Source organism: Nocardia araoensis NBRC 100135 (genome assembly GCF_000308435.1).
GTDB classification, from domain to species: domain Bacteria; phylum Actinomycetota; class Actinomycetes; order Mycobacteriales; family Mycobacteriaceae; genus Nocardia; species Nocardia araoensis.
This window is the reverse complement of the sequence record NZ_BAFR01000015.1, coordinates 1-20,326: the sequence shown is the minus strand read 5'-3', so window position 1 is coordinate 20,326 and position 20,326 is coordinate 1. Positions and strand designations below refer to the sequence as shown.

General features: G+C 69.2%; 18 protein-coding genes and 1 pseudogene. 7 read left to right on the top strand and 12 right to left on the bottom strand.

The annotated features are described in order from the left end of the window. Positions 1-21: 21 nt before the first annotated feature. A pseudogene (locus ON21_RS02830) lies at positions 22-624 on the top strand (ABC transporter substrate-binding protein); the annotation flags it as partial. Between the two features lie 290 nt (positions 625-914). Here ON21_RS02830 and purQ read toward each other — a convergent pair. Both purQ and purS read right to left on the bottom strand, forming a co-directional pair. Continuing rightward, positions 915-1,592, bottom strand: a complete 678-nt coding sequence (purQ, locus tag ON21_RS02825) for a phosphoribosylformylglycinamidine synthase subunit PurQ (protein ID WP_039794965.1) — start codon at positions 1,590-1,592, stop codon at positions 915-917. After that, positions 1,589-1,825 (bottom strand): phosphoribosylformylglycinamidine synthase subunit PurS, encoded by a 237-nt coding sequence (purS, locus tag ON21_RS02820; RefSeq protein ID WP_039794963.1) that lies wholly within the window; start codon positions 1,823-1,825, stop codon positions 1,589-1,591. The genes purQ and purS overlap by 4 nt, the downstream gene beginning before the upstream one ends. 131 nt (positions 1,826-1,956) lie before the next feature. Between purS and ON21_RS02815 the strand changes: the two genes are divergently transcribed. Next, a complete protein-coding gene (locus ON21_RS02815) occupies positions 1,957-2,601 on the top strand; it encodes an MBL fold metallo-hydrolase (protein WP_039794961.1) in 645 nt (214 codons plus the stop codon). A 2-nt stretch (positions 2,602-2,603) separates the two neighbouring features. Here the strand turns inward: ON21_RS02815 and ON21_RS02810 are convergent, their stop codons facing one another. Beyond that, positions 2,604-3,959 (bottom strand): dipeptidase, encoded by a 1,356-nt coding sequence (locus ON21_RS02810; protein WP_039794959.1) that lies wholly within the window; start codon positions 3,957-3,959, stop codon positions 2,604-2,606. Between the two features lie 183 nt (positions 3,960-4,142). Between ON21_RS02810 and gad the strand changes: the two genes are divergently transcribed. Beyond that, the gene (gene gad, locus ON21_RS02805) at positions 4,143-5,534 is read left to right on the top strand and encodes a glutamate decarboxylase (protein WP_039794958.1); all 1,392 of its coding nucleotides are present in this window, start codon (positions 4,143-4,145) and stop codon (positions 5,532-5,534) included. Between the two features lie 120 nt (positions 5,535-5,654). Here gad and ON21_RS02800 read toward each other — a convergent pair whose 3' ends face one another. The 3 genes from ON21_RS02800 to ON21_RS02790 form a co-directional block, all read right to left on the bottom strand. Then, complete coding sequence (locus ON21_RS02800) at positions 5,655-6,356, bottom strand: DUF2334 domain-containing protein (protein ID WP_039795015.1); 702 nt, start codon at positions 6,354-6,356, stop codon at positions 5,655-5,657. 144 nt (positions 6,357-6,500) lie between these two features. Continuing rightward, complete coding sequence (locus ON21_RS02795; RefSeq protein WP_051020250.1) at positions 6,501-8,669, bottom strand: S9 family peptidase; 2,169 nt, start codon at positions 8,667-8,669, stop codon at positions 6,501-6,503. Positions 8,670-8,679: 10 nt separating this feature from the next. After that, on the bottom strand, positions 8,680-9,051 hold the full coding sequence (locus tag ON21_RS02790; RefSeq protein ID WP_039795011.1) for a MerR family transcriptional regulator: 372 nt from the start codon (positions 9,049-9,051) through the stop codon (positions 8,680-8,682). Between the two features lie 46 nt (positions 9,052-9,097). Here ON21_RS02790 and ON21_RS02785 point away from each other — a divergent pair, with 46 nt between their 5' ends. Then, positions 9,098-10,186, top strand: coding sequence for an alkene reductase (locus tag ON21_RS02785; RefSeq protein ID WP_039794957.1), 1,089 nt, complete (start codon positions 9,098-9,100; stop codon positions 10,184-10,186). 182 nt (positions 10,187-10,368) lie between these two features. Here ON21_RS02785 and ON21_RS02780 read toward each other — a convergent pair whose 3' ends face one another. The 4 genes from ON21_RS02780 to ON21_RS02765 all read right to left on the bottom strand — a co-directional run bounded on the left by ON21_RS02780 (position 10,369) and on the right by ON21_RS02765 (position 14,274). After that, positions 10,369-10,791, bottom strand: coding sequence for an HIT family protein (locus ON21_RS02780; RefSeq protein ID WP_039794956.1), 423 nt, complete (start codon positions 10,789-10,791; stop codon positions 10,369-10,371). A gap of 61 nt (positions 10,792-10,852) precedes the next feature. Further along, positions 10,853-12,274, bottom strand: a complete 1,422-nt coding sequence (purB, locus tag ON21_RS02775; protein WP_039794955.1) for an adenylosuccinate lyase — start codon at positions 12,272-12,274, stop codon at positions 10,853-10,855. A 6-nt stretch (positions 12,275-12,280) separates the two neighbouring features. Next, positions 12,281-12,979 (bottom strand): TetR/AcrR family transcriptional regulator, encoded by a 699-nt coding sequence (locus tag ON21_RS02770; protein ID WP_245562434.1) that lies wholly within the window; start codon positions 12,977-12,979, stop codon positions 12,281-12,283. Between the two features lie 128 nt (positions 12,980-13,107). Beyond that, positions 13,108-14,274 (bottom strand): pyridoxal phosphate-dependent aminotransferase, encoded by a 1,167-nt coding sequence (locus ON21_RS02765; RefSeq protein WP_086006347.1) that lies wholly within the window; start codon positions 14,272-14,274, stop codon positions 13,108-13,110. 53 nt (positions 14,275-14,327) lie between these two features. Here ON21_RS02765 and ON21_RS02760 point away from each other — a divergent pair, with 53 nt between their 5' ends. Then, complete coding sequence (locus ON21_RS02760; protein WP_039795007.1) at positions 14,328-15,311, top strand: M23 family metallopeptidase; 984 nt, start codon at positions 14,328-14,330, stop codon at positions 15,309-15,311. A 121-nt stretch (positions 15,312-15,432) separates the two neighbouring features. Here ON21_RS02760 and purD read toward each other — a convergent pair whose 3' ends face one another. After that, positions 15,433-16,704: a phosphoribosylamine--glycine ligase gene (gene purD, locus ON21_RS02755; RefSeq protein ID WP_039794951.1), complete on the bottom strand. Its 1,272-nt coding sequence runs from the start codon at positions 16,702-16,704 to the stop codon at positions 15,433-15,435. Positions 16,705-16,885: 181 nt separating this feature from the next. On the opposite strand from purD, the gene ON21_RS02750 reads away from it, so the two are divergent. Both ON21_RS02750 and ON21_RS02745 read left to right on the top strand, forming a co-directional pair. After that, positions 16,886-17,263 carry a PH domain-containing protein gene (locus ON21_RS02750; protein WP_039794949.1) on the top strand — a complete coding sequence of 126 codons (378 nt, stop codon included), beginning with the start codon at positions 16,886-16,888 and terminating at the stop codon, positions 17,261-17,263. Positions 17,264-17,313: 50 nt separating this feature from the next. Further along, positions 17,314-17,739 carry an HIT family protein gene (locus ON21_RS02745; protein ID WP_039794948.1) on the top strand — a complete coding sequence of 142 codons (426 nt, stop codon included), beginning with the start codon at positions 17,314-17,316 and terminating at the stop codon, positions 17,737-17,739. 190 nt (positions 17,740-17,929) lie between these two features. On the opposite strand, the gene ON21_RS36705 is transcribed toward ON21_RS02745, so the two are convergent. Beyond that, a complete protein-coding gene (locus ON21_RS36705) occupies positions 17,930-19,642 on the bottom strand; it encodes a glycoside hydrolase domain-containing protein (RefSeq protein ID WP_083880363.1) in 1,713 nt (570 codons plus the stop codon). Positions 19,643-20,326 lie beyond the last annotated feature (684 nt).

Sequence of the window (20,326 nt, the reverse complement as noted above, 5' to 3'; positions counted from 1 at the left end):
GAACGAGAAGAAGAGTACCGAATGTCGACGCCGATCGAGAGCCCCGACGGCACGATCGAGATCCTGAACATAGTTCCACGGCAGGGACCCGGCGGTATCGTCGCACCGTCCTGCGATGCGGCGATATCCTTCGCGGTCGAAGAAATCAATCTGGGCGCGGGAATTCTGGGGCGGGAAATTCGTACTACGAATATCGACGGAGGACGTCCGCCGCGCGAAGTGGCCGCCGAGGTCTCCGCCCTGCTGGCCCCCGGCATGGTGCACGCCATCACCGGCTGGCACACCTCCGCGGTGCGGCGGGCCGTGGCGCGAGCCGGTGCGGGCCGGGTGCCGCACCTGTACGCCACCAGCCACGAGGGGCTGGCCGACGAACTACCGGGCGTGCTGATGCTCGGCGAGCACCCCTCCGGGCAGACCGTGGCCGCCGTGCGGTGGCTCGAACGCGAGTACGGCGTGCGGCGCTGGGCCGTCATCGGGAACGACTACATCTGGCCGCGCCGGTCCGCCGAGGCGATTCGCGAAAGCCTGTCCGATCCGGCCGCGATCGTGCTGGAACGGTATGTGCCGCTGAGATACGCGGACTTCTCGGACTTCCTCGCGCATCCGGCGCTGGACCTGGCCGACGGGGTGGTGATCCTGATGGTCGGCGCCGATGTCGCCCGCATCAACCGGCAGTACGCCGCCCCTACGAAGCCATCCACACGCTGGGCGCGCTCGCGCGGACGGTCGGGTCACTGGAAGTGCCGGAGATCCTCGACGCGCTCGACCACGGCCGGTACCTCGAAACCCCTTCCGGAATCCGGGGTTTCCGAGGCAACCAGGCGATTCAGCACGGCTACGTGGCCCGCGCGAACGGCGTCGACTTCGAAATCGTCGACCGGATCAGCTGAAACGACGCCGCGGACGCGGGCCGATCACACCCCTACCAGCGTGTCCAGCACCGAGAGGAACAGGCCGAGCCCGTCGTCGCTGGGGCCGGTGAGCGGCTCGGTGGCGTGTTCCGGGTGCGGCATCAAGCCGACGACGCGACCGTTGGCCGAGGCGATGCCCGCGATGCCGCGCTGCGAACCGTTCGGGTTGTCGCTCGCGTAGCGGAAGACCACTCGGCCCTCGCCCTCGAGCTGATCCAGCACGGCCTCAGACGCCTGGTAGCGCCCCTCGCCGGACTTGAGCGGGACGAGGATCTGGGCGCCGGGCTCGAAGCGGGAGGTCCACGCGGTCGAGACCGACTCCACGGTGAGCCACTCGTCGCGGCAGATGAAGTGCAGCCCTTCGTTGCGGGTCAGCGCGCCGGGCAGCAGCCCGGCCTCGCACAGCACCTGGAAACCGTTGCAGATGCCCAGCACGGGCAGCCCGGAACCCGCCGCGCGCACGACCTCACCCATCACCGGGGCGAATCGGGCGATGGCGCCCGCGCGCAGGTAGTCGCCGTAGGAGAAGCCGCCGGGCACGATGACCGCGTCGACGCCCTTCAGGTCGGCGTCGGCATGCCACAGATCGACCGCCTCTGCGCCGGCCAGGCGCACCGCCCTGGCCGCGTCGATGTCGTCGAGCGTGCCGGGGAACGTGATCACCCCGATACGGGCGGTCATGAGACGCGAACCACCTTCCACTCCTCGATCACCGTGTTGCACAACAGGGATTCGGCGATCTGCTCGAGCGCCGCGTCGTCGACGCTGTCGTCGACGTCGAGTTCGAATCGCTTGCCCTGCCGCACGTCCGAGACGCCCTCGAATCCCAGGCGCGGGAGTGCGCCGACGATGGCCTGCCCCTGCGGATCCAGGATCTCGGCCTTCGGCATCACCTCGACCACGACTCGTGCCACGCGTTGCTCCTCATGTGGTTGGGGGGTTACCTCAGCAGCGTAGTTGTGCTGGTCGCGTGCGTCATCCGCGGGGTACGCCGAGACCGTGGCGCTGTCGTGGAGAACACATCCGACGCCGATAGCATGACGGCATGCGCATAGCCCACTTCGGTCATTCCTGCCTCCTCGTCGAGCTGCACGGCAAGAAGATCCTGTTCGATCCGGGCACCTTCTCGCACGGCTTCGAGGGCCTCACCGGCCTGGACGCGATCGCGGTCACCCATCAGCATCCCGATCACATCGACCCGAACCGGATCGAGGCGCTGATCGAGGCGAACCCCGGCGCACGGTTGCTGTCGGACCCGCAGACCGCCGGGCAGCGCGGGGAACCGTGGGAGGCGGTGCACGCGGGCAACGTGCTGACCCTCGGCGATCTCCGGATCACCGGCGGCGGGGGCAGGCACGCCGTCATCCATCCGGAGATTCCCGTGATCGACAACACCGTCTTCCAGCTGGGCACCGCCGACGACCCGGCGCAGCTCGTCCACCCCGGTGACTCGCTGTGGGTGCCGCCGGTACCGGTCGGCGTGCTCGCCGCTCCGGCCGCCGCGCCCTGGATGCGGGTCAGCGAGGCCGTCGATTACCTGCGCTCGGTCGCTCCGCGTGTCGCGCTGCCCATCCACTACGGCATCATCCGGGAGGAGGCGCAGGGCATCTATTTCGGCAGGCTGTCGGAAATGGCCCCGGCCGGAACCGAATTCCGCGTGCTCGAACCGGAGAACGACACCGAGCTGTAGCGCTACCCGCGGTAGGTGGCGAGGAATATCGCCTCGGCCAGCGCCATGTGTTCGATCTCCTTCGGATCGACGCTCTCGTTGGGCGCGTGGATCAACGATTTCGGCTCCTCGACACCCATCAGCATGATCTCCGCGTCCGGGTAGGTGGTGGCGAAGACGTTGCACAGCGGAATCGAGCCGCCCTGCCCCTGGGTGGTCGCCGGGCGGCCATAGGACGCGGCGAGCGCCGCTTCCATCGCGGCGCGCGCGGGTCCGCCGGTCGGGGACCGGAACGGCGCGCCGGTGCCCTCCAGCTCGACGGTCAGCCGCGCGCGCCACGGCGTGTGCGCCTCGAGATGCGCGACGAGCGTCTGGTACGCGTCCTCCGGGTCGGTGCCCGGCGGGATGCGCAGGTTCAAGCGGGCGCGCGCGACGGCCGGGATCGCCGCGGCGGATCCGACCACCGGTGGCGCGTCGATGCCGAGCACCGTCAGCGCCGGTCGCGCCCAGAGCATGTCGGCGACGGTGCCGTCACCGATGAGTTCGACGTCGCGCAGCACGCGCGCGTCGGCGTGGAACTGCTCGCTCGGATACTGGACGCCCGGCCAGACCTGGTCGTTCGGCAACCCGTCGATCGTGGTGTTGCCCCGCTCGTCGCGCAGCGAGGCCAGCAAGCGGATCAGCGCGGCGAGCGCGTCGGGGGCTGGGCCGCCGAACATACCGGAATGCAAAGGGCTGGCGAGGGTTTCGACGGCGATCACCACGTTCACGCCGCCGCGCAACGTCTGGGTCAGGGTCGGCACACCTGCGGCGAAGTTGCCGCAGTCGCCGACCACGATCGCGTCCGCGCGCAGCAGTTCGGGATTGGCCTCCACGAAGCGCTCCAGCCCGCCGGTGCTCTGCTCCTCGGAGCCTTCCGCGACGACGGTGACGCCGAGCGGCAGATCCGGGCCGAGGGCGCGCAACGCTGTCAGGTGCATGACGATGTTGCCCTTGCAGTCGGCGCTGCCGCGTCCGTACCAGCGCCCGTCGCGCTCGGTCAGTTCCCACGGCGGGGTGCGCCATGCCGCCTCGTCCATCGGCGGCTGAACGTCGTAGTGACAGTAGAGCAACACCGTGGGCGCGCCATCGGGCGCGGGCCGGGACGCGACGACCGCCTTGGTGCCGTCCGGCGTTTCGTGCAGTCCGACCGTGGTCAGCCCGGCGGCGACGAAAGCGTCGGCCACCCACTGCGCCGCCATGTCGCACTCCTCCATCGGATACTGCCGTGGATCGGCTACCGATCGAAACGAAACAAGCTGCGCCAAATCGGTTTTCGCCCGCTGCATCAATCCGGCCACCGCACCGCGCAATTCCGCCACCCGCGCATCCTCCGCCATTCCCCCACCCTAGCCCCCGTCCCCGGGGCTGAGTTCGCGCCGCGGGCGGGTGTCCGCGCGGGAGGGGCGAAGTGCGTCCGATGTCGGAAAGGGTGTGCCAAGCTGAGCGTCGAGGATGTCGGCAAATTGCTGGCATTCGCGGCAGGCACACCCGCACACCGTCGAATCCGGGAGGCCGTTCTCATGTCCGAAGCAGCCGATGACCTGTTCGCCCTGCCGGGGCTCAGCCGGTCCGCGCCGCGGGCCGGATTTCCGGCGCACGAGATGTTCCCACAGGTCGCCTACGAGATCGTGCACGACGAACTGATGCTCGACGGCGTCTCCAGGATGAACCTGGCCACGTTCTGCACCACCTGGGTGGACGACCAGGCGCGCAGGCTGATGTCCGAATGCCTGGACAAGAACATCGTCGACAAGGACGAGTATCCGCAGACCGCCGAACTGGAGCGCCGGGCCGTCCGGATGGTCGCCGATCTGTGGCACGCGCCGGACCCGGCCGCCACGCACGGCACCTCGACCACCGGGTCCAGCGAGGCGGCCATGCTCGGCGGCTTGGCGGCGAAATTCCGCTGGCGCAAGCGCGGCGGCACCGGGACGCCCAATTTCGTCTGTGGCCCGGTCCAGGTGTGCTGGGAGAAATTCGCACGCTACTTCGATGTGGAGATCCGGCAGATTCCGCTACGCGGCGACCGGCTCACCATGCACCCCGACGACCTCGCGCGGTACTGCGACGCGAACACCATGATGGTCGTGCCCACCTTCGGCCAGACCTATACCGGCCTGTTCGAGGACGTCGCCGGGATCAGCGCGGCGCTCGACACGTTGCAGCGGGAGAAGGGCCTGGACATCCCCATTCATGTCGACGCGGCCAGCGGCGGCTTCCTGGCTCCGTTCGCCGCGCCGGATCTGCTCTGGGATTTCCGGATTCCCAGGGTGAAGTCGATCAACGCCTCCGGCCACAAGACCGGGTTGGCCCCGCTCGGCGCGGGCTGGGCGATCTGGCGGGAAGCCGGCGACCTGCCCGAGGAGTTGATCTTCGACGTCGACTACCTCGGCGGCAGCATGGCCACCTTCAACCTGAACTTCTCCCGGCCCGGCGGGCAGGCCATCACGCAGTACTACCAGTTCATCCGGTTGGGGCGCGCCGGCTACGCGCGGGTGCAGTCCGCGATCTACCGCGCGGCGCAGCACTTGGCCGCCGGAGTGCGCGGGCTCGGCGTCTTCGAATTGATCCACGACGGCGACCCGCAGCGCGGGATCACGGCGGTGTGCTGGCGCCTGACCGGCGATCCCGGCTTCAACCTCTACGACCTGTCCGATCGGCTGCGCTCGCGAGGCTGGCTGATCGCCGCCTATCCGCTGCCCGCCGACCGGGACGACGAGACGGTCATGCGCGCGGTGCTGCGCCACGGCTTCACCATCGACATGGCCGACCTGCTGCTCGCCGATCTCGAACGTTGTATGCGTCAGCTGCGGCAGCGGCCGTTCGCGACCTCGCTCACGCGCGACGAGGCGGGCGGTTTCACGCACGACGCGGCGCCCGCCGTAGCGGAGACGACGATCGCCGCGTCCTGAGCAATGACAGCGCCGCCGCCCGGCTACGCCATTCGCGGGCGGCGGCGCCGATCGGTCGCGCGAGAGCGGTCCCGACCGGCCGCGGGCGATGGAGCCGACCCACGTCGCCCGCGGCGTCAGTCATGCGGCCCGAGCCGCCGCGAAGGGCTCCCACCGGTAGGTGGCGCCCACCGCATTGTGGAAGAGCGCGAGGTCGACGGCGTCGAGCATGGCTTGGCGCGGGCCGGACCGGCCCAACTGGGCGGCGGACACGGCCAGGCGCAGCACGCCGCCGCGGCGGGCGGTGCGCGCGGCGCCCATGATCAGTGCGCGGCACCACCACGGCTCCGCGCGGAAACCGTCGCCGATGCCGTACACCCTGGCCTTCTGCGCCGTATTGCGCTCCAAGTCGATGATCGAGGTGAGGCCGAGCGCCAGCCGGAAACCGCCCTCGGGCAGCGCCTCCAGCGCCCCCGCCGAGGCATCCCAGCGCGGGGCCGCGAACAGCCGGGTGCGCAGGTCGGCCTGCTCGAGAACCCGGTCCGCGGCGGTCAGCCGCAGCCGAGCCTCGTGCTTGGGCAGCGTGGCGAACTCGGCGCGCCGCCGCTTGGTGGCCGCCTGGTCGTAGCCGTGCAGCACGATCGCGTCGCCGCGGGCCCGCCTCCCGCGCAGCCAGGCCTGCGTCGCCGGGTCGTCGAGCAACCGGTACTTGCCCTTCAGCCGCGGCGCGACCAGCAGCGAGAGCGGCACGCCGCGCCGATCCATCTCTTCGGCGAATTCGATCGCCGTGTCCCGGGTGGTGTCCCTGATCCCGGAAATCGACACGATCAGCTGAGCGTTCATGACCCCACGGTGCCAGCCGCACGTGTCCGTGATGTGCAGACTGTATGACCAGGTGGCGAACACTCCGCCACGCCTGTGTCGCGCGGCCGCCCCGCGGTCGGCGCGCCGGCGCCACCGGAGAGCCTGCCTCGGCGCGCCGGTGCGCTACGCGTCGGCGAGACCGACCGTGTCCAGCACCCAGGCGTGCTCGAAGGCCACTTCCCGCCACTTCTCGTAGCGCCCGCTGACCCCGCCGTGGCCCGCGCTCATCTCCGTCTTCAGCAACAGCGGCGCATCGCCGGTCGCGGTGGCGCGCAGCTTGGCGATCCACTTCGCGGGTTCGACGTAGAGCACGCGGGTGTCGTTCAGGCTGGTGATGGCGAGGATCGACGGATAGTCCTTGGCCTCGACGTTCTCGTACGGCGAGTAGGACTTCATGTACGCGTAGACGTCCTTGTCGGCGAGCGGGTTCCCCCATTCGTCCCACTCGATCACGGTGAGCGGCAACGACGGGTCGAGGATGGAGGTGAGCGGATCCACGAAGGGAACGTTCGCCAGGATGCCCGTGAACAGCTCGGGAGCCAGGTTCGCCACCGCGCCGACCAGCAGTCCGCCCGCGCTGCCGCCGTCGGCGACCATCCGGTCCGGGGCGGTGACCCCGGTGTCGACGAGATGCCGTGCGGCCGAGACGAAGTCGGTGAAGGTGTTCTTCTTGGTGAGCGTCTTGCCGTGCTCGTACCAGAGCCTGCCCATCTCGCCGCCGCCGCGCACGTGCGCGACCGCGAAGACCATGCCGCGATCCAGCAGCGACAATCGGGCAACCGAGAAGGACGGGTCGATGCTCGCCTCGTAGGAGCCGTAGCCGTACAGCAGCAGGGGCTTCGGCCCGTCTGCCGTCGTCTTCTTCCGCACGAGCGAGATCGGGATCCGGGTGCCGTCCTCGGCCACCGCCCAATCCCGGTGCTGCTCGTAGTCGTCGGCGTCGTAGCCGCCGAGCACGGGCTGCTCCTTTCGCAACAGCAGCTCACCGGTGGCCGGGACGTAGTCGAACACCTGCATCGGCGTGATGAAGGAGGTCAGTCCGATGCGCAGGGTCGGCTGAGCCCACTCCGGGTTGGAGCCGACGCCGACCGCGAACAGTTCCAGGTCGAACTCGAGTTCCCGGCGCTCACCGTAACCGGAGTCGGTCAGCGGCCACACCGCGATCCGGGTGAGCGCCTCGCGCCGGTAGCTGAGCACCAGGTGGTCGCGGAACGCGTCGATGTCCTCCAGCCGCACGTCCTCGCGGTGGCCGATCAGCTGGGTGAGGTTCGACGGGTCGTCCACCGGCGCCTCGGCGAGCACGAAGTTCTCCGCCTTGACGCCGTCGACCACGTCGTTGTGCAGGATCAGGAAGCGGTCCTGCCCGCCGATCACCGCGTGCTCGGCGGAGTACTCGACGCCCTCGCGCCGCGGCAGCAGCACGCGGAACTCGCCCTCGGGATCGTCGGACTCGAGTACCCAACCCTCGCTGGTGATCTTGGAGCCGACCCAGATCATCAGGTACTTCTCCGAGCGGCTCGCGCCGATGCTCACCCAGTAGCGCTCGTCGGGCTCGTGGAACACCTTGACGTCGGGATCGGTGCCGCCGAGCCGGTGCCGCCATACCGTGTCGGGTCGCCACGATTCGTCGACGGTCTGATAGAAGACGTGGCTACCATCCAGCGACCAAGTCGCGCCCGGAGCGGTGCCCGCGATCTCGTCGCCGAGCAGTTCGCCGGTGCGCAGATCCTTGAAGCGCAGCACGTACCGCTCGTCGCCGACGTTGTCCACCGAGTAGGCGAGCAGCGTGCCGTCGTGACTGATGGAGAACGCGCCGAGCGCGAAGAAATCGTGCCCTTCGGCCAGCTCGTTGCTGTCGAGCAGCACCTCTTCGCCCGGGACCTCCGTCTCGGCGTCCAGCTGCGGCGGAGTCCACACGTCGATGCCTTCGGCGCCGACGGCGATCGGGCACCGGCAGTGCACGCCGTACTGCTTGCCCTCGAAGCTGCGCGAGTAGTACCAGTAGTCGCCCAGCCGGGTCGGCACCGACAGATCGGTCTCCTGCGTACGCGCCTTGATCTCGTCGAAGATGGTCTCGCGCAGCGTGCTCAGGTGCTCGGTCTGTGCCTCGGTGTAGGCGTTCTCCGCCTCCAGATAGGCGATGACGTCGGGATTGTCCTTGTCCCGCAGCCACTCGTACTCGTCGACGAACACGTCGCCGTGGTGCACCCGCTCGGTGGGCACCGTCTTGGCGACCGGCGGCGCCACCGCGCCGCTACCGGGTTCGGAGATCGTTCCGCTGTCGAGAGCCATGGCGTCCACCCTACTGTTCGGATGCCTCGCCGCCCGCCGCACGGATGATCCCGTCGAGCACGTCACTGGTCCTGCGCAGATCCCGCATCGCCTGATCGATCCTCGCGCGTTCCTCGGTGAGCTTCTCCACCAGAAACGGCGTCGCCGTGGCGTTGGGCGTGCCGTCGACGTCGTGGATGCACGGCAGCAGTGCGCCGATCGTGTCGCTGTGCAGGCCCGCGGCGAACATCTCCTGGATGCGCCGGACCCGGTCGACCGCCGCCTCCGCGTACTCCCGCTGCCCGCCGGAAGTCCGCTCCGAAGCCAGCAGCCCTTTGGTCTCGTAGTACCGCAGCGACCGCACGCTCACGCCGGTCCGCTCGGCCAGTTCACCGATCCGCACCATCACTCCTTGACCTAACATAGATGTCAGGTTTTACGGTACAGCCATGCTGCTGTTGACCGAATACCGCAACCATCCACTCGACCTGCCCAACCGGATCGTCATGGCGCCGATGACCCGGCTGCGCTCGCTGCCCGACGGCTCGCCGACCGGCGATGTCGCCGACTACTACGCCCAGCGCGCGACCGCGGGGCTGATCGTCACCGAGGGCATCTGGCCGCATTCGACCGGCCAGAGCGAGGCGTGGGTGCCCGGATTGCAGACGCCCGCGCACGTCACGGCGTGGCGGCGAGTGACCGAGGCGGTGCACGCGCGGGGCGGGCGGATATTCGCTCAGCTCATGCACGGTGGACGCAAGGGGCACCCGCTCGCCCGGATCGATGGGTCCTGGCCGGCCGGACCGTCGGCGGTGCTCGACGACGACCGCGTGCATCTGATCGACGGCGGCAAGGCCGATCCGATCACACCCGCCGCACTCGATCGCGCCGATATCGAGGCCACCATCGAGCACTACGCCGCCGCCGCGCGCAATGCCGTGGCAGCGGGCTTCGACGGCGTGGAGATCCACGGCGCGAACAGCTATCTGCTGCACCAGTTCCTCGCCGACAACACCAACCTGCGCGACGACGAGTACGGCGGTTCGATCGTCAACCGGATGCGGCTGCCCCTCGCGGTGGTGGACGCGGTGAGCGGAGCCATCGGCGCGCACCGCACCGCCATCCGGCTCTCGCCGGGCAATCCCCAGTTCAACATGTACGAGGCCGACCCGGCCCCGCTCTACCGCGCACTCGTCACCGAGCTCGACCGACGCGAGTTGGCCTACCTGCACCTGACCGACAACGACCGCTACCCGGCGCTCACCGACCTACGGCCGCGCTGGCACGGCACGCTGATCGCGAACATCGGCGAGAACCGCGAGCCGACCACGGCGGCGGGCGCGGAACAGGTGCTGCGCGCCGGTCACGCCGACCTCGTCTCCTTCGGCAGGCCGTTCATCTCGAATCCCGATCTGGTACACCGCATTCGCCATGGCCTGCCGCTGGCTCCCATCCGCGAGGAGTACCTGTACGGCCGCACCGCCGAGGGCTACAGCGACTACCCGAACTGGACCGCGGCCGAACTGGTGCGCGACTGACTCGTCACCACGGGAAACGCGGGCGCGGCTGATTCCCGCGTCCCGCGAACCCGAAAGGCCGAGGGCGTCACAGCCGAGCGTTCGCGGGAGCCGTCTCCGCGAGCGCGCCGATGCCTCAGGCGATGATCGCCGACGACCACGAAGAGCGGACAGGGGCATGCACGAGCCGAGCGGTGGCGAGCTCAGCCGCCCAGCGCGCCGCGGATCGAGGCGGCCAGGTAGTCCAGATCCTCCCGCCGCGGACTGGTCGGACGGCCGCGCAAGCCGAATCCGTCGCCCGGCGTACGCGGGATCACGTGCAAGTGCACGTGAAACACCTCTTGCCCGGCCGTCACCCCGTCCGCCAGAAAGAAATTGACCCCGTCACACCCCACCTCACTGGTCCGCAACGCCGCCGCGAGCCGCTGCCCCACCTGGAACAACTTCCCCCCGACGACCGGATCGAGCTCCGCCAGACTGCGCGCCGCCACCTTGGGCACCACCAGCAGATGCCCCGGCGTCATGGGCCGAATGTCCATGAACGCCAGCACATCGTCGTCCTCGTAGACCTTGCTCGACGGCGCCCGCCCGGCAACGATATCGGCGAAAATCGTGTACGGATTCACGACCCGCAGCCTATGCGGTCATCGGCCGACGAACGATTTCGCCGCGAAAGTGGTAGTCCCGCTACAGGATCGGCGACGGCGAGTACCGGGCCGCGTCCGGGTACCGGTCGACGAGTTTCTGCACCTGGCCGAGCACGTCGGCGACCTGGGCCTCGGCGGCGCCGACGAAGACGGACTTGTCGGCCAGCGCCGCGTCGAGGGCGGCGCGATCGAGCGGCAGGCGGGCGTCGGCGGCGAGGCGGTCGAGCAGGTCGGGTTCACGCCCCTGCTCGCGCATCGCCAGGGCGACCGCGACGGCGTGCTCCTTGATCACCTCGTGCGCGGTCTCGCGGCCGACGCCGGCCCGGACGGCCGCCATGAGGATGCGGGTGGTGGCGAGGAACGGCAGGTACCGGTCCAGTTCGCGGGCGATCACCGCCGGGTAGGCGCCGAACTCGGCCAGCACGGTGAGGAAGGTCTCCATCATCCCGTCGATGGCGAAGAAGGCGTCCGGCAGCGCGACGCGGCGGACCACCGAGCAGAACACGTCGCCCTCGTTCCACTGGGCGCCCGCCAGCTCGGCCGTCATCGAGGCGTAGCCGCGCAGCACCACTTGCAGACCGTTGACGCGTTCGCAGGAGCGGGTGTTCATCTTGTGCGGCATCGCCGAGCTGCCCACCTGCCCGGGCTGGAAACCCTCGGTGACCAGCTCGTGTCCGGCCATCAACCGGATGGTGTGCGCGAACGAGGACGGGCCCGCGCCCACCTGAACCAGCGCGGACAGGACATCGTGATCCAGCGAGCGCGGGTAGACCTGGCCCACGCTGGTGAGCACGGTCGCGAAACCCAGGTGCCTGGCGACCTGCTGCTCCAGCCGGGCGAGCTTGGCCGGGTCGCCGCCGAGCAGATCGAGCATGTCCTGCGCGGTGCCCATCGGGCCCTTGATCCCGCGCAGCGGGTAACGGTCGATCAGCTCGCGCAGCCTGGTGAGCGCGATCAGCAATTCGTCGGCCGCGGAGGCGAACCGCTTGCCGAGTGTGGTGGCCTGCGCCGCGACATTGTGCGAGCGGCCCGCCATCACCGACGCCTGGTATTCGGCGGCGCGCTCGGCCAGCCGCGCGGCGATCGCGACGCCGTGCGCGTGCACGTGCTCGAGGGAGAGCCGGATCTGCAGCTGCTCCACGTTCTCGGTGAGATCCCGGCTGGTCATGCCCTTGTGCACGTGCTCGTGCCCGGCCAGCGCGTTGAACTCCTCGATGCGCGCCTTCACGTCGTGCCGGGTCACCCGCTCGCGTTCGGCGATGGCGGACAGATCCACCTCGTCGATCACCCGCTCGTAGTCGGCGATCACTCCATCGGGCACGTCGACGCCCAGCTCCGCCTGCGCCCGCAACACCTCCAGCCACAGCCGCCGCTCCAGTACTACCTTGTGCTCCGGCGACCACAGGTGCACCAGCTCGGGACTGGCGTAGCGGGTGGCGAGGACATTGGGGACGATGCTCACGTCCGGTCAGTCTAGTGCGCGGTAACGATCCACTTGCTGGGGCGTAGCCCGCATGGGTACGTCCGTGGCCGCGTAGGCCGCCGGTTCCGGCGTGGCCCCGCGGGCGGGCGGCGCGACGATGTCGATCACTTCCAGCAGCGCACCACGCGCCATCCGCCGCGGTTCCGGATCCATCTCGGTGAGCGCGGCGACCACGGCTCCGTCCACCACCGCGATCAGCCGGCGCAACTGTTCCGGCCGCACCATCCGGTCGGATCGGCGCAGCACGTCGGCCAGCAGTTCGTCCAGCTGGGCGCGCAGCCGTAGCTGAACTTCGCGCAGCTCCGGGTGCCGCGCCGAGGCGACCGAACGCTCGTAGCGGGCGATCAGCTGCCCGCGCGCGCCCTCGTCGGCCCCGTCGCTGCCCACCAAGAGGTCGAGCACCAGGTCGACGGTGGCCTCCGCGCCACGGCGACGGTGGCTCACCTCGCCGACCCGCCTGCGCATCGCGTCCAGCTCGGCATTGCCGCTGAACTCGACCGCCCGGGCGATGAGGTCGTCCAGGGATTCGAAGTAGTAGGTGGTCGACGCCAGAGGCAGATCAGCGCGCGTCGCAACCGAACGATGCCGCACCGCCTCGAATCCGCCTTCGAGCAACAGCTCGGCAGCGGCGGCTATCAAAGCCTGGCGACGCCGTTCGCCTTTCGGGGTCGTCGCGGTGATCACCGTGCCATCGTGCCAGTCGTCATCAGTTCTTCCAGGGGAAATCAGCGAGGAAAAGCAACCATCGTTGTTTTACCGCATCCGCGCGGCCAGGGTGCCGAACTGCGAAAAGTTCTTGCCGGACAGCGCTTTCAAACGGCCAGATAGTGCCCTAGACGCAGTAGCGCCGCCTCGATGTCGGCGGTGGCTCCGGCAAATGAGAAACGAACCGTTCGATGTCCGTTGACGGTATCGAAATCCACTCCCGGGGCAAGCGCGACGCCGGTGTGGTGCAGCACGTCGGCGCACCAGGCGCGGGAGTCGCCGGTGAGGTGGCCGATGTCGGCGTAGGCGTAGAAGGCGCCGTCGGCCGGGGCGAGGTCGGTGATGCCCAGCTTCGGCAGGCCGTCCAGCAGCAACCGCCGGTTCACCGCGTACCGCCGGACGTGCCCGTCGAGTTCTTCCTTGGCCTCCGCGCCGAACGCGTGCAGCGCCGCGTACTGCGAGATCGCCGGCGGGCACACGGTCAGGTTCGAGGCAAGGCGCTGCAACGCCGGACGCAGCCCGCTCGGCACCAGCATCCAGCCCAGCCGCCAGCCCGTCATGGAGAAGTACTTGGAGACCGAGCCGATCACCACCGCTTCCCGCGAGGTCTCCCAGGCCGACGAGGTCGCGCTGTCGGGGCCCGTGTCGTAGGTGATGCCGTGGTAGATCTCGTCGGAGATCAGCAGTGTGCCGTGCTCCTCGCACCAGCGGGCCAGCGCGGCGAGCTCCGCCGGGGCGATCATGGTGCCGGTGGGGTTGGCGGGGCTGGCCACCACCAGACCGGCGGGCGGCTCAGGAAGCGCCTCGAGCATGGCGACGGTGGGCTGGAATCTGGTCTGCGCGCCGCAGTCCAGCTCCAGCACCCGGCAGCCGAGCGCGGCGAGCGTGTTGCGGTAGGCCGGATAGCCCGGACGCGCCACCACGACGGTGTCGCCGGGGTCGAACGCGGCGAGAAAGATCAGCGAGAACGCGCCGGACGAGCCGGTGGTCACGACGACCTCGTCCGGGTCGACCTGGTAACCGTAGGTCTCCCGATGATGTTCGGCGATCGCTTCCCGGATCGCCAGGATGCCGAAAGTCTCGGTATAACCGAGCAATTCGGACTCAATGGCCAGTTGGGTCGCGCGCAGGACCGGCGCGGGCGCCGGCGTCGACGGCTGCCCTGCCGCGAGCACGAGCACATCACCGTGGGTCCGGGCGCGTTCCGCGGCGGCTTTCCACACATCCATCACGTAGAAAGGTGGAATGGTCGACCGGCGAGATTCTCTGGACACTCGACAGACGGTAGAGCACGGTTCACCGCGCAGTCGCGGTTATGGTCTACCCGATGCTCGATAAGTCTCGACGAGACGGACTCGACCGAGTGCGCGGAGTCGCCGGCATCGGCGTCATACCGCGTGATTGGCGCGTGCGCTCGCCGCGAGGTTCCCGACGGCGGCTTTTCGGGCACGGCGGTCGGTTCGATCCCCGCGCGCTGCGGGCGCGCCGCCGCCTGCGGGCCTGGTGGCGGCGCAGGCCGGATCCCCGCGACCTGTGGCGGCGCAAACCCACCGGCGAGGAGCTGCTCGCGCTCGCGCGCAAGCACCAGGTGCTGCTGGGCGGCCTCGTGGCGACCGCGGTGTTCGCCGCGAGCGACACGTCGTTCGCCGGGACGGTCACCGACCGCACGCCCGCGCCGGACCGCGCCCAGCTCGTCGCCGTCGCGTATCCGCCGCAGATGCAGAACACTCCACCCTCGGTGACCAGGTTGCTGAACGCGATCGCCAACGGCGAGCGGCTGCGCGAGCAGGCGGTGGTCGCGGCCGCCGCGCGCGCGACGCTCGAACGCGCGAAGGCGGAGGCGGCCGCCGCCTTCGCCGGTGAACAGCAGCCGTGGATGACCGGAACCGCGCCGGTGCAGCCAGGGGCGCTCCTGCCGGGCGGCCGTGGCTTCGTCCTGCCCGCCCGGGGCGTCTTCACCTCCGGCTTCGGGTCCCGCTGGGGCACGTTCCACAACGGCATCGACATCGCGGGCCCGATCGGCACCCCGATCTACGCGGTCGCCGACGGCACCGTCATCGACGCGGGACCGGCACAGGGCTTCGGGCTGTGGGTGCGGATCCGCCACGACGACGGCAGCATCACCGTCTACGGGCACATGTACGACTTCTTCGTCTCGGTCGGCGAGCGGGTGCCCGCGGGAATGCAGATCGCCCGCATGGGCAACCGCGGCGACTCCACCGGGCCGCACCTGCACTTCGAGGTGATCGTCGGCGGGCAGCACGTGGACCCGCAGCAGTGGCTGGCGGTGCGCGGCCTCACGTTGGGCTGAGCCGCGACGCACCCGGGCTCGGCCCAACGTGAGGCCGGGTGCGCGGCTGCCGGTGCAGGACCGGCCTCGAGCGGGCGCGGCCTCTGTGCGGCCATCAGTGCCCGAGCCGACCGGCGCGGGCTCAGACCTCGATGCGGTTCTCGACCGCCGCCAAGCCGATGTCCGTGCGGTAGTGGCTGCCCGGGAGTTTGATCGCGGCGATGCGGTCGTAGGCGCGGGTGCGGGCTTCGACGAGGTCGGCGCCGACGCCGACCACGTTCAGCACCCGTCCGCCGGTGGAGACCAAGGCGCCGTCCTCGCGCTGCGCGGTGCCCGCGTGCAGCACCGTCGCGTTCTCATCGGACGCGCCTTCGCCCGCGCCGGTGATCGCGTCGCCGAGACGCGGCCGCCCCGGGTAGTTCTCCGCGGCGAGCACCACCGTGATCGCGGAGCCGTCGCGCCAGCGCGGCGGGGCGACCTGCGCCAGCGTGCCGGTGGCGGTGGCGTACAGCAGCTCGCCGAGCGGGCTGTCCAGCAGCGCGAGCACCGCCTGCGTCTCGGGATCACCGAAGCGGCAATTGAATTCGACCACGGCGGGCCCGGCCGCGCCGATCGCCAGCCCCGCGTAGAGCAGGCCGGAGAAGCCGCTGCCGCGCCGCACCAGCTCGGCGGCAACGGGTTTCACCACGTCGTCGACGATCGCGGTGACGGTCTGCTCGGGCAGCCAGGGCAGCGGCGTGTAGGCGCCCATGCCGCCGGTGTTGGGTCCGGTGTCGCCGTCACCGACGCGCTTGTGGTCCTGCGCGGGCAGCAGCGGAACCACGGTCTCACCGTCGACCAGGCAGAACAGCGAGACTTCCGGTCCGTCCAAGAACGATTCCAGCAGCACCGGGTGACCCTGCTCGAGCAGTTCGGCCCCGTGCTCGCGGGCGGCGGAACGGTCGGCGGTCACCACCACGCCCTTGCCCGCGGCCAGGCCGTCGTCCTTCACCACCCAGGTGGGACCGAAGCGGTCGAGCGCGTCGTCCAACTCGGCCGGGTTGTCCACCACCTCGCTGTGCGCGGTGCGCACGCCCGCAGCGGCCATCACATCTTTGGCGAACGCCTTGGAGCCCTCGATCCGGGCGGCCGCGGCCGACGGGCCGAAGCACGGGATGCCCGCCACCCGCAGCGCGTCGGCGACGCCGAGCACCAGCGGAACCTCGGGGCCGATCACCACCAGATCGGCGTCCACCTCGGTGGCCAGCGCGACCACGTCCTCGGCGGCGCACGGGTCGACCGGGCGGACCTGCGCGTGCTGGGCGATCCCGGCATTGCCGGGGGCGGCGAAGAGCGCGGTCACCGCGGGGTCCCGGCGCAGGGCCAGGACGAGGGCATGTTCACGGGCTCCGGAACCGATGACGAGTACACGCACGGCAGACAGCCTAAACGAGCCGTTCGGCGTCTTCGCCGCTGCCGGTGCGCGCGGAGGGGATGATGAAAGGGGACAACGGATGTGGGGCGGCACACAGCCCCCACCGACCACTGTGTCCTTTTCCGGCATGAGCGGGGGCCTGACCACTCGTGCCACCGGAGCACCCGAAGGAAGTGCTGAGATGGGTCTGATCGACGGACTGATGGGCAACGCCGGCCGGATCGATCCGGGGCAGGCGCAACAGGAGTACGCCAAGCTCCTCGGCAACGGCGAACAGGTCTATGCCGCGTACCTGCTGGTCCGCGACGCGATGCTGTTCACCAACCGCCGCCTGGTGTTGATCGACAAGCAGGGCGTCACCGGCCGCAAGGTCAGCTACCACAGCATTCCCTATCGGGCGATCACCCACTTCTCGGTGGAGACCGCGGGCACCTTCGATCTGGACGCCGAGCTGGCCATCTGGATCTCGGGCAGCGACGAGCCGCTGCTGAAGCGGTTCAACCGGCAGGTGGACATCTACGAGGTACAGGGCATCCTGTCGCATTTCGTCGCGGTGTAGCGCGGGGAGGTCCGGCGGCGCGGCGCACGGACCGGTCTACGCTGCGGGACATGGCTTCTGTCTTCAGCGCGATCATCGCCGGTCAGCTCCCGGGCCGTTTCGTCTGGGAGGACGACGAGTTCGTCGGTTTCCTCACCATCGCCCCGGTCACTCCCGGTCACACCCTCGTGGTGCCCCGCAAGGAGATCGACCACTGGCAGGACGTCGACGCCGACACGTTCGCCCGGCTCGGCGCCGTCGCCCAGAAGATCGGCCAGGCCGTACGCGCGGCCTGGGACGCGCCGCGGGCCGGTCTGCTGATCGCCGGTTTGGAAGTGCCGCACCTGCACGTGCACGTGTTCCCGGCCTTCTCGCTGGGTGACTTCGACATCTCCGGCGCCGATCCGAATCCGAGCCCCGAGTCACTGGACGAGGCGCAGGCCAAGATCAAGCAGGCGCTGCGCGACCTCGGCTACGGCGCCAACGTCCCTGGCTGACCCGCCTCTCCGGGTATTCAGGCCGTACCAGTGGGTGCTACCTGGGTTGGTCGCAGGTCCTGCGTTGGCGGTGTAGGAGGGTTTTGAGCGTACCCGGTGAGTTACCCATGTTCGTACGAAATCAGGCGTCGCCTCTGCGGTAAAGGCCGGCCGCTCGTAGCGGTCGGCCTTCCTTTCTCTTCTATCGCGCTCAGCTCGCGACGTCGTGCAGGGGTGTATCGACTCCGCCGACCGCGACCGTGGCCAGGGTCTGGCTCGGGGTCCAGTAGATCCGGCCGTGCTCGAAGTCTTGATACGTACCGGTGTCCCAGGGGATCTCGTCGGTCGTCGGCCAGCCCAGCGGTCCGTTCTCGTAACCCGAGCGGTTCCAGCGGTCGCGGATCGCGCCGTGCACCCAGCACACACTGTCGCCGGCTTGCCGCCGGTAGAGCGCTCCGCCCTGGAAGCCCTGCACCTCGCCTGTCGGCCGGCCGTCCGGGCCGTGCATCACGGTGCGGTCGGTGATCGGATAGCCGAGCGGGCCCGCCTCCCAGCCCAGCGCTTCGAACTTGCCCCACAGCGTCTCCGGGATGGCGTGCGCGCCGGTGTCCGGATGCCAATAGATGTACCCGTGCTCGAACTGGGCGAAGCGCCCCGCGCCGTCGGGAGTCGTGATCTCCCCCTGCGTGATCCGCTTACCCAGCCACGGATTCGCTGCCGCGCAATCGTTGATCGCGTTCGGTTCCGACCCGCCCGGCTCACCGGTGGCGAAGCCGCGCACGTCGTCGGCGAACACGTCCCAGGGAAAATTCGGTCCCACGTCGGTGTGCGTGCCGATGCCGAGACACTCGGTGACGTACTTGTGGTCGGAGATGCCCTGGCGCCGCTGGTAAGGCGGCGCGATGACATAGGTGTCGAACCCGTATTTACGCGCGTCCTGCACCGCGAGCCAGGCCGCGATGCGGATGTCGTCGCGAATGCGCAGCCAGTCGTCCCGGCTCCAGGCGACGCGGCTGCCCGCGAAGCAGAGATTGATGGTGAACGAGTTCGCGTCCAGCACCGACCAGCTGGCCAGGTCGGTGTCGACCACGTCGACCACCACGCGATCGCGAACGGTGTAGTGGTAGCTCACCCCGTTCGCCGGATTGTTGAGATAGTTGGCCAGGCTCTCCGCCGTTCCGTTGCCTTCCTGGGTGTGCAGCAGGAAGTTCTCGACGCGCGCACCGTGGCGGCTGGACGCGGAGTCGCCCATCCGGTCCAATTCGACGTAATCGGGCTTCTGCATTGTTCCCCCTGGATTCGGAATCGCCTTCGACCATTGGCCGTAGTCGTCGGCGAGAACTTTGTCGATATCCACGACGACGCCGGCGACCCGGTCGGCGTCGATGCGGATCTGATGGAGGTGCGCGGCGGGATGGTCGCCGTTCATCGAGGAATCGCCGGACCAGTTGTGTTGCCAGAACCACGTGGCGACGCCGTCCTCCAACGCCCAATCGATGCATCGGGCATTGCCGTACATGCCGGTCCATTCCAGCCCCACGACCGATGCCCAGCCACGGAGAAACGGCGCGATGAGCGAATTCCACTCGTTCAGCGATGGATTCGCGTCAACGGGTGCATACAGCGGACGCAAGCGTGGCCCGCCCGCCGCGAGGTGGTAATCGAGCGCGATCCGCGCGTGGTGCACGCCCGCGTCGTAACCGCCTTTCCAGTCCGACGTCTCACCCTTGCCGTACTGGTAATTGGACACGATCTCGAGCCCGATGGCGCGTAATCGGTCGCAGTATTCCCGCCGCAGCGGCTTGGCACCGAAATTCGTGCCCGGGCGGGAATCGCTGAAGTAGCCTATGACGCCCGCGTATCCGGCGTCTTTGATCGCTTGCGGCTCGATGAGCGCGGCGGAGAAGTCGATCAGCTCAGTCATCGCGCGCCCCCTGGGTCGTACGAGCCCGCGCGACGGTCGGCGGCAACGCGTTGTATTCGTACATCTCGAGCAACTTTCGGCAGATGGAGAACCCGACACAGCTAGAGTCACCCGAATGTGCGCGAAGTATGCCGCGATACCCTATTTGTGGCCCATCCGGTGTTTGCGCGTGATCTGAACATGCTCGTCACGAGAAATGTTTGCGCACACCAGACTACAAACGGACTCGTAGCCGAAAACATGCTCGTCAGTCGGTGGTCAGATGTGCTGACCGTTTGCCATCACTCCTCAAACTGGTCGGCCGCTTTCGCTCGGCGCTCGCTACCGGATCACACTGTCGAATTCCTCTACGTATCCACAGAATTCGAATGGCGTGTCCGATCACACGTCGTTCGCGTACACGGGCGATAGTTGCCCCTGGGGCTCCACAGCCCACAGATTGCCCCACTGACAGCAAGCAGTGCACTCGCCCCGCGGCGGCCCACGCACGCCTGCGGTCGTGACGCGCTCTCAGAGCAGGCGCCCACCCTGGAGGTCTCCGAGCCAACCGGATCGCGCAGCCGGACTCGAGCCGCACCCGGTTTCACTCCGCGACCGCGAAGAACCGCGCCGAAGCACCACCGAATCAAGCGGCGTCCAGCTCGGCGACGCCACCGCTGGCGCCACAGAGCTGTCGAATGGAGC

What these genes read in the sequence shown, in the direction of transcription:
- purQ (WP_039794965.1), bottom strand. Translation starts at nt 1,592, where the DNA reads ATGACCGCCCGTATCGGGGTGATCACGTTCCCCGGCACGCTCGACGAC.
- ON21_RS02815 (WP_039794961.1), top strand. Translation starts at nt 1,957, where the DNA reads ATGCGCATAGCCCACTTCGGTCATTCCTGCCTCCTCGTCGAGCTGCAC.
- ON21_RS02810 (WP_039794959.1), bottom strand. Translation starts at nt 3,959, where the DNA reads ATGGCGGAGGATGCGCGGGTGGCGGAATTGCGCGGTGCGGTGGCCGGA.
- gad (WP_039794958.1), top strand. Translation starts at nt 4,143, where the DNA reads ATGTCCGAAGCAGCCGATGACCTGTTCGCCCTGCCGGGGCTCAGCCGG.
- ON21_RS02800 (WP_039795015.1), bottom strand. Translation starts at nt 6,356, where the DNA reads ATGAACGCTCAGCTGATCGTGTCGATTTCCGGGATCAGGGACACCACC.
- ON21_RS02795 (WP_051020250.1), bottom strand. Translation starts at nt 8,669, where the DNA reads ATGGCTCTCGACAGCGGAACGATCTCCGAACCCGGTAGCGGCGCGGTG.
- ON21_RS02785 (WP_039794957.1), top strand. Translation starts at nt 9,098, where the DNA reads ATGCTGCTGTTGACCGAATACCGCAACCATCCACTCGACCTGCCCAAC.
- ON21_RS02760 (WP_039795007.1), top strand. Translation starts at nt 14,328, where the DNA reads ATGCTCGATAAGTCTCGACGAGACGGACTCGACCGAGTGCGCGGAGTC.
- ON21_RS02750 (WP_039794949.1), top strand. Translation starts at nt 16,886, where the DNA reads ATGGGTCTGATCGACGGACTGATGGGCAACGCCGGCCGGATCGATCCG.
- ON21_RS02745 (WP_039794948.1), top strand. Translation starts at nt 17,314, where the DNA reads ATGGCTTCTGTCTTCAGCGCGATCATCGCCGGTCAGCTCCCGGGCCGT.
- ON21_RS36705 (WP_083880363.1), bottom strand. Translation starts at nt 19,642, where the DNA reads ATGACTGAGCTGATCGACTTCTCCGCCGCGCTCATCGAGCCGCAAGCG.